Source organism: Massilia sp. 9096 (assembly GCF_000745265.1).
GTDB lineage: Bacteria > Pseudomonadota > Gammaproteobacteria > Burkholderiales > Burkholderiaceae_D > Telluria.
The window spans coordinates 1,035,169-1,048,517 of record NZ_JQNN01000001.1; the positions used below are offsets into that span (position 1 = coordinate 1,035,169).

Here is a 13,349-nt window from a genome sequence, read left to right on the forward strand (position 1 = left end):
CGCGAACACAGCCAAACAAAAGCGCCGGACGGGCCGGCGCTTGCAAGAGACGAGGAAGGGGTGTCGATCAGCGGCGGTACGGATTGTCCGGCCGGTTGTCGTAGCGGTTGGGCACGCCGTCGCCGTCGCGGTCGCGGTCGAAGCGGTTCGGCACGCCGTCGCGGTCTTCGTCGCGGCGGGGGCCGTGCTCGTAGCGGTCGGGGATGCCGTCGCGGTTGCGGTCATGCTCGTAGCGCGGACCGGCGTAGCGCGGCGCTTCGACCACGCGCGGACCGTAGCCCGGGCCGTAGCCGCCGCGAGGCGCCCAGCGCTCGGGTTCGAGCACCCAGCCGTGGCCGCGCTGGACCCACACCGGCGCACTGTAGACGTAACCGGGGCGTTCCTGCACCCAGTAGCCGCCGACCCAGATGTGGCGGCGGCCGTTCCATTGCCAGTGGCCGGGCGCCCACACGTAGCCATGACGCGGCGCCGGGATCACTTCGACGCGTGGCGGCGGCGGGGCGACGCCGATGAACACGTCGACCGGTGCGGCGTTCGAAGTCAGGGGGACTGCGCCGGCGGACGCGGCGATCAGGATGGCAAGAGCAAGGCGTTTCATGTCAGTCTCCAAAATCGGAAGGTTTCACGAGGTCTGTGAGCGTGAATATAGCGCTGGCGACGGGAAAATTGGAGAGCTGAAGCAAGTGCTTACAAGTGATACAGAATCGCTGAGTTCAGTGTCGCTGGGGGCGCACGGCGCCGGACGCCGATGTCAATGAACAGCGGGCATGACGCGCATGGTGCTGCGCGGGGTTGCCGCAGGCGCGCCGGTCGTCCGGCCGGCCGCGCCTGGGCGAGCGCGCCGTCAAGCGCGGCTCCCGCGCATGTCTTCGGCCAGGCTGCGCAGCTTTTCGATCGTGCTCATGCGCTTGGTACTGACGTGCACCACCGGGATGGCGGACGGGGCGGCGACGGCCGGCGCTGCCATGGCGGCTGAGGCGGCCGGGGCCGTCACGCGGGCCTGCGCCGACGGGATGCCGTCGACCATGACGCTGGCCGCGCCGGCGAGGCCGAGGGTGACGAGGAAGGCGGCTTCCATGTGCTTGATGACGTTCATGATGTCTCTCCTGAGGGGTACGGTTGGTTTGTGTATCGACCGGTTTGCGCTGTCGATGGAGTCACTGTAGGCGCCTGCCGGCGCAGGCTCCAGCGCCCTGCGACAGGCGGTAGGAAACGCGGGACGAAACGCCGATTCGCGCGCACTTTCCGGCCCCCTCCGCTAGAGCTGGGCGCAACCAAGGATGAGTGGAGGAGAGCGATGATCGCAGCGGTATTCGAGGCCCTGGCGGACGGACGCACGCGCTGGCGCCGCGCGCGCAACCTGCGCGCGGGCAGGCGTAACGCGGGCACGGGTACGGGCGCGTGCGCATGGGCGGTGGCGCGCGCAAGGGCGCGGCTGCACGCGGCAGCGCAGGCGCTCGCGCCGGCCCGGTTCGCCGGGTCTGCCCGGACCGCCGTGGCTGCCACCGCAACTTTTGCCGCCGCACCCGCCGCAGCGGCGCCGTCACGGCCACGCACGCCCGCGCCGCTGCGCTGGCTGACGCTGGCCTCGCTGCTGCTGGCCACCGGCGGCGCGCTGCTGATCGGCGTGCATGCGCGCTGGATCGCGGCCGACGCCGAGGCCGCACTCGACCCCGCGGCCGGAACGCGCGCGGCCGCCGTGCTGCGCCAGGCCCTGGCGGGCGCCGTCCTGCACGTGCCCGCCGATGCCGGCGCGCGTCTGCTGCGCCTGCCGCAGGCCAGCGTTCTGATGCTGTCCGGCCTGCGCGCCGAAGCGGCGCGCCGCGTCGACCTGTGCAGCCAGCTCGCCAATCCGGGCGATCCGACCGGCCGCCTGCTGCCGCTGCGGATCGGCTACCGCTTGGCCGATGTCGAGCGCCTGGCCGCGCGCGCCGACGCATCCGGCCAGCCGCTCGTGCTGCGCAACCTGATGCTGGCCGGCGCGCAGGGCGCCATGCCGCGCGTCGAGATCGGCGGCCGCGCGTCGACGCTGGATTCGAACGCGCCGCTGGCGCTGCGCTGGGAAGGCGCAACGGCCGAGTGGATCGCCGACAGCGGCGCCGGGGTGCCGGTGCAGGGGGCCGCCGCGTCGGCCAGCCTGCTGCGTCAGGGCTGGCTGCTGTGGGGCGGCGATGCGGCGCTGCACGTCGAACGCGTGCCGAGCGGCGCCTGCCCGGCGCTGGGCGCGTTGACGCTGCAGCTGTACCACCGCGCCGACGCGGGCGCGGCGATCGGCCAGGCCGGGACGCGCGCGCTGGTGGCCGCTTTCCCGCTCCACGGCGCGCCGGTCGAGACGCGCCTCGCGCCCGGCGACTACCGCGTGCCCGCCGCCGCCCCGGCGCAGATGGAAGACCAGCAGCTGTTCGAGGCCTTGCGCGCGCGCGGCCTGGTGCGCCTCGGGCGCGACGGCCTGGCCGAACTGGCGCCGCCCGATCTGGCCGCCTGGCGCGCGCTCGGCCCCACCGGCTGGGACGCGGTGACGATCGACGCCGCCACCCGGCGCCTGCTGGAGCACTTGTACGGACGCGCCGACGGCGACTTCCTGCGCGAGCAGGTGCGCATCTTCAATAGCGAGCGCCGCCTGCTGGCCTGGCGCGTCGCCGTGCACCCGGCGGACGCCGCTGCGGCCGCCGCCCCTGCGTCCGGCACGGCCGCGACCCTGCACGCCGATTGGCGCGCCGAGACCGCATCCGCAGGCAATGCGGCGCCGCTGCCGCTGGCCGAGGACATGCCGGCCGCCGGCGTGCGCCTGTTCGCGGCCATGCCGCAGGGCTGGGGCGGCTGGCGCCGCGTCGCGGCCTGGCCGGCCGGCGCCGCCGCGGCGCGCCTGCGCCTGGATCTGCGCGGCGCCGGAGCGGCGGACGGGCACGTGCGCGTGATGCTGGCCGGGCGCCTGCTCGACCTCGAGGGCGCCCGGGTGGCGGCGCGGCGCGATGCCTGCGACGGCCGCGCCTGCGCGGCGGCGGACCAGGTGCAGGTGCTCGACCTGGTGCTAGAGCCCGGTGCGCGCGTGCTGGTGCTGGAGGCGGCGCCGCTCGCCATGGATGCGCTGGCCACCCCCGGCGACGCGCGCTACCGCCACCTGGTCGTGCAAGGCGGCCAGCTGGCCTGGCAAGCCTTGCCGTCCACCCCGCTGCACAAGACGGCCGGCGCGGCGGCCGAGGTCATGCTGTTCGATCGCGGCGGCGCGCCGCTGTGGCGCGATGGCGCGCCGAGCCAGGAGGCGCGGGCGGCCGGCTTGTCCACGCTGCTGGGCGTGCGCGCCGAGCAGACCGGCGGCATCGCCGCCATGCTCGGCCGCCTGCCGGGCGCAGGTGGGCGCCACCAGGCCAGCCTGAGCATCGACCTGGCCCTGCAGCGCAGCGCCCAGGCGGCGCTCGACTGCATCGCCATGCGGCGCGGGCGCTGGCAGGACGGCGCCTGCAGCGGCGGCAGCGCGCCCCCGAGCGGACGCCAGGCCGGTATCGTCGTGCTCGACACCGAGACCGGCGCGATCCTGGCGGCGGCTGGCGCCGGCAATGCGCCGGTGGACAACGCCAACTGGACGGAAGCGCGCGACTTCGACCGCATCGACCCGGCCACCAGCCCGCTACGCCTGCCGGCCTTCCAGCATGACGGCGGCGCCAACCGCAGCCCGGGCTCGACGTTCAAGATCGTCAGCGCCCTGGGCCTGGAACTGGCGGCGCAAGCCGATCCGCAGCTCGACGCCTTGCTGGACGGCCTGCCGCTGGCCGGCATCAACGCCTACGCCAGGCGGCGCGGCTGGGCGTTCCGCACCGAGGCCGCCACCTACCCGGTCGACGGCCGCGCGCGCATCACCAATTTCCGCGACCAGGGCCTGGACCGGCGCGCCCAGGACGGCCGGCTCGGCCTGGCCCAGGCGCTGACCTACAGCCTGAACACCTGGTTCGCCTGGGCCGGCGAGCTGTCCGACCGCAGCCTGCTCAAGCGGCCCGATGGCGGCGCGCCCGACCTGCAGCCGCTCGAGGCCGGGGCGCTGGACGGCGTGCGCCCGATCGTCGCGATGGCGCACCGGCTCGGCTTCGGCGCCGCGTTGCGCCTGGACGGCGGCCTGCTGCCGCCGGATTACGCGTGGTCGAGCTGGGACGCGCTGCAGACGACGCCGGCCGGCATCGATCCGGTGCACACCCGCCACGAACTGCGCCAGATGGCGATCGGCTTGCGCATGCAGGCGACGCCGCTGCAGATGGCGCTGGCGGCCGGCGCGGTCGGGCAGGGGCGCGTGATCCATCCGCGTTTGCTGGCCACGCTCGACGGGCGCCGCGCGCAGGACACGCAGGGCGCGCCGGGCGATGCACTCGGCGTGCGCCTGGACCGCATCCGCGCCGGCATGAAGGGCGTGGTCGACGTCGGCACGGCCGCCGGCGCCTTCCGCGCGCCCGAGCTGGCCGGCGTGCGGCGCGGCCTGTCGGGCAAGACCGGCACGGCGCCGGTCGGCGATGGCTCGCAGGCCACGGTCTGGTTCACCGGCTGGCTCGAGCCCGGCAGCCTGCCGCGGCAGAACCACCGGCTGGCGCTGGCGGTGTTCGTCAGCCACTCGGAAGCCACCGGCGGCGAGCATGCGGCGCCGGTCGCGGCCGCACTGCTGGGTTCGCAGGCGGCGCGCAAGCTGAACTTGAACGCGAGATAAGAAGGGTAAACCCGGGCCAGCTGCGCGCCTGACTTTCATGGTTGTATGGCATCATCTGTTGTCATACGAATCGAAAGGAAGGTATGCGTCTGCCGGGAACCCGGTACCAGGAGCCGGGTTGGGAAGAAGTGCGCAAGCTGCTCGGGCAATGCTCGCTGGTGGCCCTGCGCGCCTGCGCGCACGCGGGTCATGCCGACGACGCCGGGGATGGGGCACTGGGCGCCTACGTCGAGCGCATGGGCGCGTTGCTGCACGCCCAGCGGCGCAGCCCGCGCGCCCAGGCCGGCGGCAACGGCTACGGCGAGACCGTGTTCGAACTGGCGCTCGGCCTGGTCTACGAGCTGGGCGCGCGCCCGGGCGACTGGCAGGCGTTTTGCGCGGCGGTCGGCGCCGGATCCGAACGGCTCGGCGCGGGCGTCGACGATGCGCTGTTACGCAAGAAGGTCAACGACATGTATGCCCAGCTGCGCGACAAGGTCGACGCCGACAACTACCAGGCCGCCTGCGGCCGCCCCTGCAGCCCGAACCGCATGTACGCCTACCGCATGCTCGACACCGCGTATGGCGAGATCGCGCGCCTGTTCGGCAACTGGGCCCAGCAACGCGCCCAGGTCGGCGCCATCCTCGGGCGCGCGCTCGACGATGCCGCCGTCACGCCGATCGAGGTGCGCCAGCTGGGTTCGATCGCCGATTGCCGCCCCGAATGGCTGCTGCGCTGGAGCGAGACGCTCGGGCGCTTCGGCGCCGGCCCGGGGCCGCTGCATACGCGCTCGAAGCGCTTCGCCAGCCTGAAGACGAGCCCGGACAAGATCGGCGCGATGCTGCGCGAGATCGGCGAATACGAGACGCTGTCGGCCAACCGCGACGTCGATTTCGCCCAGGACCTGGACGACGCCTCGGTGTGGATGGAAGATTACTGGCGCGTGCTGCAGGAATCGGAACAGGCGGCCGCGCCCGGCCCGGACCGCATCCTCGAGGCGCGCGAGGAGGCGCCGGACGCCGATATAGCCGATGTAGCCGATGTAGCCGCAGTAGCCGCAGTAGCCGACGCGGGCGATGCCGCCGAGGCGTGCGGCGCGCCAGCCGCGGCGGCGCCGGCGCCCGACCCGACGCTGGAAGCGGCCGCCGTCGCGGTTTCACTGCCCCCCGGCTATCTGCACATGGCGGCCGAGGCGGCGGGGGAGGGCGCCGGCGCCGGCGTGATCGCACAGGCTTTCGGCGACGACGTCCTGCCGGTGCGCCTGGCCGTGTACGCGCGCCTGCTCGGCCCCGGCGACGACAGCTACCCGGACGCCTGGCGCGACCCGGCCAGCGGCGAGCTGCCGACCATGCAGCAGCTGGCGGCGCTGGCCGGGGTGTCGCTGCCGACGCTGAGGAAGCGCCGCGACGCCGCCATCGCCCGCCTGCAGGCGCAGGCCCCGCAACCCGCGACGACGAGGAGAGACCGATGAACAACGACAGCGATATCCAGGCGCGCCGCCTGCAGGAAGCGGCATTGCTGGCGCGCCGCGTCGAGGGCGACCGCCTGATGCTTGCCGACGCCGTGCTGGCCGGCGCGCTGGACGGCAGCCGCCCGCTCACCAGCGGCGAACGCGCCGCGCTGCAGGCCTCGCCATTGACCCAGCGCCGCCTGCGCCACCTGGCCCTGGCGCGGCGTGCGCGGGACGCAACGCAGGCCACCCCCTGGCGCGGCAGCCGCGGCCTGCTGCGCGCGGCCAGCACGCTGGATATGGCCGCGCCGGTCAGCGACGACGGCTGGTGGACCCTGCACCTGCTGGGCGAGCAGGGCGCCTGGCGCCTGGTGCTGCAGCTCTCCGGCGGCGCGCCGTTCGCTGCCGGCTTGCTGGCGGCGCGCGCCTCCGTGCGCGTGCGCGACGGCGCCGGCCAGGTAATGCTCGAGGGCCGGCTCGACCTGGACGGCGAATGCGAGGCCGCCTGGCCGTTCGCCGACCCGCCCGCGCTGCACCTGCAGGAGCGCGGCGCGCTGTTCACGGTGGAGCCATGCTAGGGCTGTTCAAACGCACGCAGAAGGTAGCCGACGCCGGCGAACTGGGGCGCAGCATGGTCGCGCTGCCGCTGCGCGCAGGCTGCACGCCTCCGGCCGCCTGCCCGCTGCTGATCGTCGATGCCAGCGGCCACACGCGCCGCGCCGCGCCGGCCAGGCGGGTCGAACTGCGCGACGGCGAGCAGGGCTGGGCCTGGCACCCGGGACCGTACACGGTCGACCTGGCGCCGTTCGCGCAGGCGCCCGAGGTCGGCCTGCGCACGCGCTTCGCGATCGAGCCGGAGCTGGAGGGCGCACGCCAGCGCTTCGAACTGCTGCTGGCGGCCGAAGCCGACGGCCCCTTGCCGCTGGCCGCGCTCGCGCGCGCTCTGGAGTCGGCGCTGCAGCGCGAGCTGGCCGCCGGCGCGCTCGAACTGCCGCCCTGCACCACGATCGAGGAATGGAACGCGTTCCGCCAGGGCTTCGACCAGCTGTGCTACATGCGCTTCGGCCTGAGCGTCGACGATTGCGTGCCGGTCGACCTGGGTGCGTCGGTCGACTACGCGGCGCTGCTGGCGGCGCGCGCGTTCGATGCGCAGCCGTCTTCGGCGCGGCTCGAGCCGGTGCTCGGCCGGATGCCGGCGGCCCGGCCGGCGCGCATCGACGCGCCGGGGCAGGAGGCGGCGGCGCCATGCCCGGTCGGCGATGCGCGTGCACTGCGCCGCCTGTTCATCGAGCTGCCGGGCTTGATGTGCGGCCTGCGCCTGGCCGCGCTGCCGGCCGGGCAGGACCAGTTCCGCCGCCAGCAGGCGCTGCTGCAGAGGCTCGATCTGCTGTCGGTGTCGGCCTCGACCATGCCGGCGCTCGGCCTGGCCGCGCCCGGCCGGCCGCTGGCGATGGACGCGCAGGCACGCCGCGCACGCCATGCCTTGCGCGCCTGCGCGTCGCTGGACGAAGCCTGGGCGCTGCTGGCGCGCTTTCGCGCCCAGGCGGCGCAGGGTGACGCAGGCGGCGCCGATGGCAGCGCCGGCGCCGCCCTGTTGTACGACGAGGCCGAGCGCATCGTCGCCAACCTGGAGCTCGACTGCGGCGCACGGCGCGCCGCCGGCGCCGCGCCTGAACCCGAGGCTGACGCCGACGCTGCTGTTGCCGGTACGGGAGCCATGCCATGAGCGCCCCCACCATCGCCACCTGCCGCAGCGTGCTGCGCGACGGCAGCCTGCTGACCGTCACGGCCACTCGGCGCGAGCGCGCCGGTCGCGCCGACGTCAAGTGCAGCGCGCCGGGCGACGCACGCCTGGCCGAACGGATGCTGGAAGTGGTGCGCCTGGCGCGCCACACCGAGCCGCGCTTCGACAGCCGCGATCAGGTCGTGATCAGCCTGGACCGCAGTCCGGCGCCGGACGAGCGCGATTGGGAGCTGGCCGTGGTGCTGGCCGATCGCATGGTGCGCGGCTTGTGGCGTGCGCGCGGCGAGCCGGTCGCCAACGGCTTTTCGGATGCCTGGCAGCTCGGGCGGCTCAGTGGTCACCTCATTGGTCACCTCAGTGGCCACATCGATGGCCACCCGAGCGGGTCCGCTGGCGCCGACGTGCTGCTGGGCGGCGCGGACGGCCTGGCGCACCTCGGCCAGCTCAGCGGCCACGGCGACCCTTGCGCGGGCGTGTCGAGCGCGCGCGCCTGGTTCCCGCTGCACAGCGGCGGCGCGCACGACAGCCTGTGCTGGGTCGAGGTCAGCGTCCATCCGCTGACTCTGGAGGCGGGCGCCGCGGCGCTCGACGAGGAAGCGACCATCGCGGTGCCCGGCCAGGACGCCGCACGCCAGCTGGCGGTCCGGCAGGTGCTGGGCGGTGCGCGCCACTTCGACGCCCGCGCACCGGGGCGCTGGCGCACCACGGTGCGCTTCGGCGCGCCGCATTTCCAGGGCCGCTCGTACGAGCTGGCGCTGGTCATGGCCGACCGCATGGCGCGCGGGCGCGATTTTCTCCCGCGTGCACGCCTGATCGCGACCGGCTGCTCGGATGCCTGGCATGCCGGACGCGTCGACACGGTCGAGGCCGTGGGCCCGAAATGTGCGCTGCTGTTGCGCGAAGCCGAGCCGGGCGACCGCGTGCTGGTGCCGCGCGCCTGGCAGGGCGCACTGCCGGCCGGGATGGCAAAGGAACTGCGCGCGCGCGGCGCTTCGCTGGCCTGCGTCGAGCGCATCGGGTTGATTTGAATGCACGTCCTGAGCGAGGACGTGCTCGCGCCGCGGCTGCTACAATCGGCCGCGCCGGCACAGGATACGAGGAGTCGCAAATGATGCGGATGTTCGGAATGGGAGGCGCGGCCTGCCCGCGCTGCGAGCGCAAACACGGCGCGCAGGACGGCTACTGCGGCGGCTGCGGCCTGCTGCTGGGCGCGCCGCGCCATGCGCCGGTACTGGTCGAAAACCGCTGGATGCCGGGCGCCGACGAGCTGGCGGTGTTCTTCGGCGTGCGCGCGCTGTCGGGCCTGTTCGTCAAGACCTTGCGCGTGCCGGCCACCTCGCGCGCCTTCATCCTGCAGGGCGGCGCCGCCACCGAGGTGCCCCAGGGCGAATACGAGATCGAGGGCTTCTTCACGCGCCTGAACCACCTGCTGCGCGACCAGCACGCCGAGATCCTGGTCACCAGGAGCGGCCCGCTGGCGGTGGAGTTTTCGCTGTCCGGCCTGGCCAGCGCCGAACACCTCCAGGTCGACGCGCGCCTGTCGCTGCTGCTGCGCGTCGAGAACGTGCCGGCATTCGCGCGCCACTTCATGACGCTGCCCGGGACGGTCGGCGCGGCGCAGTTGCGCGAGCTGCTGCAAGAGCCGCTGCGCCAGGTGGCGCTCGACTTCACCTGCGCGCGCTCGCTGCGCGACATGGCGGGCAAGAGCGAACTCAGGTCGCAGTTCGACCAGCACCTGCAGGGCGGCCTGGCGCCGCTGCTGGCGGACTACGGCCTGGCGGTGGTGCGCGTCGACACGCTGGAGCTGCGCCACGACAAGTACGACGCCCACCGCGCGCGCATCGGCACGCTGTGGCTGGCCGCCGACGAGCGTCACGTCGAACTGGCCCATGCCCGGCAGCTCGACGAACTGTACGACGCCGAGGAAATGCAGCGCATCGCGCGCGAGGAGGCGCACGCGCGCCAGCGCCATCGCCGCGCCGAGCTGCGCCAGGAAGAGAGCCTGGCGGGCGCCGAGCTGTCCTTGACCAACGCTGAACGGGCGCACGCCTTGCGCACGCGCGAGATCGAACTGTACGGCCGCATTGTCGAGGCGAAAACGCGCAAGGAAGCGCTCGCGCGCGGCGCCGCCGATGCGGTCGCCGAACTCGAACAGGAACTGCGCAGCAAGCACCTGGCGCGTCTGGATGAAGCGACCGAGTGGCAGCACCTGCGCGAGCTGGCGGGGCTGCGCATGCGCACCGAGATGGAAGTGGCGCGCGAGGATGCGGCGCAGGCGCGCACCGTGGCCACCCAGCGCTTCGCCCACCAGCTGCTGCAGCAGCAGATCCGCAACAAGATCGAGCAGGCGCGCGGCATCGAAGACGCGGTGCGCCAGCGCGCCGAGCTAGCGCGGCTGCACGAGGAGGAAGGGGCGCTGGCCCAGCGCGCGCGCGCGATCGCCGACGAGGAGCACGCGGCGCGCCTGCGCCTGCTGCAGGTCGAACATGCGGCCCTGCTGCGCGAAACCGAGCGCGTGCTCGAATGGCAGGACGCGGTGGCCTCGGCGCGCCTGCGCGAGCGCGAGCGCGCCGAGGCGCTTGACGCTGAAGCGGTGCAGCAGAAGATCGCCCGGTTGCGGCGCGAAGGGGCCGGACAGGACGCCATCGCCCAGCACGAAAAGCTGCTGCGCACCATCGAGGCCGACCGCGCCGCGCGCGCGATCGATTTCGATGAGCGCGAGGCCGAGCGGCGCCACCAGATCGCGCATGCGCAGGCGCTCGGCGCGCTCGACGACGCCACCAAGCTGGTGCTGGCGCCGGCCGCCAACGCCGGCTTGCTGGCCGAGGTGATGAAGGCGCACCTGCACGCCGATATGGGCGCCGACCAGCTGGCGGCGCTGGCCCAGGTCACCTACGCCGTGCAGAGCCCGGGGGTGGAAGCGGTGCGCGCCGCGCACCAGCAGCTTGACCAGGTGCGCGAGCAGGAGCGCGTGCGGCGCGAGCAGGAGCTCGACAAGGACCGGCGCCACCAGCTCGACTTGCTGGCGCTGCAGAACGACGTCAACAAGACCGCGCTCGAATCGCAGGCGCGGCTCGGCGCCGCCGTGGCGGCCGGCGCGGGGGCTGTCTGCGCGCACACCGGGGCCGCCCCGTCCGACCGTTACTGCGCGGCCTGCGGCGCCGCGCTGCCGGCGCGGGGATGATGCAGACGGCGATCGACAAGCTGCGCGAACTGCGCGCGCTGCACGAAGACGGCCTGTTGAGCCGTGCGGAGTTCGATACCCGCAAGAACGCGATCCTAGACGCGGCCTATGCACTGCCGGCCGGTTCCCAAGCTGACGCCCGCGCCGACGCGCCGGCCGAGCGCGCCGGCACCGAGATCGGCCTGATGGCGGGCCAGGAGGTCGGCCCGTTCGAGCGGCGCTACCGGCTCGAGCGCCTGATCGCCTGCGGCGGCATGGGCCAGGTGTGGCAGGCGACCGATCTGGCCACCCAGGCCGAGATCGGACACAGCGGCAAGGTGGCGCTGAAGATCCTGCCGCCGCAACTGACCGAGAACGGCGCCAACGCGCGCCTGCTGATCGAGGAAGCGGCGCGCGCGCGCCAGCTGGCGCACGAACACATCGTGCGCGTGTACGACTGGGCCCAGGACCCGGCCACCAGCAGCTACTTCATCATCATGGAATGCCTGGACGGCGAAGACCTCGACAGCCTGCTCGCGCGCGAGGGACCGCTGCCGCTGGCGCGCGCGCTCGACTTGCTCGGCCCGGTCGCCGATGCGCTCGACCATGCCTGGGACAAGCATCGGCTGGTACACCGCGACATCAAGCCGGCCAACGTCTTCCTCACCAGCCAGGGCGAGGTCAAGCTGCTCGACTTCGGCATCGCCGCGCGCGCGCGCGCGGGCGCGTCCGGGTTCTCGTCCGTACACGGGAGCGCCGGCGCGGGCGTGGAAGCGCCGGCCAGCTCGGGCACGGCGGGCTACCGCGCGCCCGAGACGCTGGGGGCGCTGGCGCCGGCCGCGCCCGAGCGCGCGCTGGACGTGCACGCGGTTGCGGCGATGCTCTACCGGATGATCGAAGGCCGCCTGCCGTTCGCGCGCGCGCGCGCGGCCGATGCGCTGGCCGCGCGCCCGGCCGCGCTGAGCGACGGCCAGTGGCGCGCGTTGCAAAGCGGATTCGCGTTCGATGCGGCGGCGCGGCCGGCCAGCGTGCGCGCACTGCTGGACGCCCTGGCCGCGCCGGCACCAGGCCTGGACGGCGCCGGCGCCGCTGCCGGGGTCGCCGCCGCCGCGGCTGCGCTCGCGCACCCCGCGCCGGAGCCCGAGGCGGCGCGCCGCAAGGCCCAGATCCAGGCCGCAGCAGCCGCTGCCGCAGTTGCCGCCACCGCGGCCGCCAAGGCGGCGCTGGAGCGCCAGCGCCGTGAGCAGGAAAAGCTGGCGCGCCTGGCCGCCGAGGAATCGCGCCGCGTGCGCAAGGAGGAATTGCGGCGCCAGCTGCAGGCGCGCCGCGCGGCCGACGCGGAACAGGCGCGCCTGGAACGCGAGCAGGCCGAGCGCAAGCTGGACCAGGCCAGGGCCGCCGCGGCCCAGCTGGCCGAGCAGAAGCGCGCGCGCATGCAAGCCGCCGCGCGCAGCCAGGCCGAGCTGGCGGCCCAGATGCCGACGCCCACCAGTCCGGTGGCCGACCTGGAAGGCGTGCTGCGCGACCGCTTCCTTGAAGGCGACGAGCGTGGGCCGGAACTGGTGCTGCTGCCGACCGGCCGCTTCCAGATGGGTTCCCCCGAGCACGAGCGCAAGATCGCGATGGCGGCCGGTTCGCAGCCGTCCTGGCTGGCGCGCGAGCAGCCGCAGCACTGGGTCGGCATCGAGCGGCCGATCGCGATGGGACGCTATCCGGTCACGGTCGGGGAGTGGCGCGCTTTCGTGCGCGCGACCGGCTGGCGCCCGAGCGGCGACGTCGACTGGGAAGCCCCCGGCTTTGGCCAGGGCGAGCGCCATCCGGTGGTCGGCGTGAACTGGTTCGATGCCCTGCATTACGTGCGCTGGCTGAGCGAGATGACCGGCCGCAGCTACCGGCTGCCGAGCGAAGCCGAGTGGGAATACGCCTGCCGCGCCGGCACGAAAACCGCGTTTTCCTTCGGCGACACGATCTCCACCGACCAGGCCAACTACGACGGCAACTTCACCTACAACGGCGGCGCGCGCGGCGAGTACCGGCGCGGCACCACGCCGGTCGGCCTGTTTCCGGCCAATCCCTGGGGACTGTACGACATGCACGGCAACGTCTGGGAGTGGGTGCAGGACGTCGTGCACGAAAACTACGTGGGCGCGCCGCCGGACGGCAGCGCCTGGGAAGAGGGCGGCGACGGTGCACGCCGCATCCTGCGCGGCGGCTCCTGGCTGTATAACCCGCGCTACCTGCGCTCGGCGCTGCGCAACGGGTTCTCGAGCGCGCTGTCGAACGACATCGTCGGCTTGCGCGTGGTGCGCGAGCTGATGTAGC

General features: G+C 74.0%; 9 protein-coding genes. 7 read left to right on the plus strand and 2 right to left on the minus strand.

The features are described from left to right. Nucleotides 1–67: 67 nt before the first annotated feature. A complete protein-coding gene (locus FA90_RS04555) occupies nucleotides 68–598 on the minus strand; it encodes a YXWGXW repeat-containing protein (RefSeq protein ID WP_036166362.1) in 531 nt (176 codons plus the stop codon). A gap of 246 nt (nucleotides 599–844) precedes the next feature. Beyond that, a complete protein-coding gene (locus FA90_RS04560) occupies nucleotides 845–1,096 on the minus strand; it encodes a hypothetical protein (RefSeq protein WP_036166363.1) in 252 nt (83 codons plus the stop codon). 201 nt (nucleotides 1,097–1,297) lie between these two features. On the opposite strand from FA90_RS04560, the gene FA90_RS04565 reads away from it, so the two are divergent. The 7 genes from FA90_RS04565 (at nucleotide 1,298) to FA90_RS04595 (ending at nucleotide 13,348) form a co-directional block, all read left to right on the plus strand. Then, nucleotides 1,298–4,690 carry a penicillin-binding transpeptidase domain-containing protein gene (locus FA90_RS04565; protein ID WP_036166366.1) on the plus strand — a complete coding sequence of 1,131 codons (3,393 nt, stop codon included), beginning with the start codon at nucleotides 1,298–1,300 and terminating at the stop codon, nucleotides 4,688–4,690. An 83-nt stretch (nucleotides 4,691–4,773) separates the two neighbouring features. Further along, on the plus strand, nucleotides 4,774–6,141 hold the full coding sequence (locus tag FA90_RS04570; protein ID WP_036166368.1) for a hypothetical protein: 1,368 nt from the start codon (nucleotides 4,774–4,776) through the stop codon (nucleotides 6,139–6,141). Further along, the gene (locus tag FA90_RS04575; protein ID WP_036166371.1) at nucleotides 6,138–6,698 is read left to right on the plus strand and encodes a hypothetical protein; all 561 of its coding nucleotides are present in this window, start codon (nucleotides 6,138–6,140) and stop codon (nucleotides 6,696–6,698) included. Before FA90_RS04570 ends, FA90_RS04575 begins: the two co-directional genes overlap by 4 nt. Further along, nucleotides 6,692–7,846, plus strand: coding sequence for a hypothetical protein (locus tag FA90_RS04580; protein WP_051971424.1), 1,155 nt, complete (start codon nucleotides 6,692–6,694; stop codon nucleotides 7,844–7,846). The genes FA90_RS04575 and FA90_RS04580 overlap by 7 nt, the downstream gene beginning before the upstream one ends. Continuing rightward, nucleotides 7,843–8,892: a hypothetical protein gene (locus tag FA90_RS04585; RefSeq protein WP_036166374.1), complete on the plus strand. Its 1,050-nt coding sequence runs from the start codon at nucleotides 7,843–7,845 to the stop codon at nucleotides 8,890–8,892. Before FA90_RS04580 ends, FA90_RS04585 begins: the two co-directional genes overlap by 4 nt. An 80-nt stretch (nucleotides 8,893–8,972) precedes the next feature. Then, on the plus strand, nucleotides 8,973–11,048 hold the full coding sequence (locus FA90_RS04590) for a hypothetical protein (RefSeq protein WP_036166377.1): 2,076 nt from the start codon (nucleotides 8,973–8,975) through the stop codon (nucleotides 11,046–11,048). Beyond that, nucleotides 11,045–13,348, plus strand: coding sequence for an SUMF1/EgtB/PvdO family nonheme iron enzyme (locus tag FA90_RS04595; RefSeq protein WP_036166380.1), 2,304 nt, complete (start codon nucleotides 11,045–11,047; stop codon nucleotides 13,346–13,348). The genes FA90_RS04590 and FA90_RS04595 overlap by 4 nt, the downstream gene beginning before the upstream one ends. Nucleotide 13,349 lies beyond the last annotated feature (1 nt).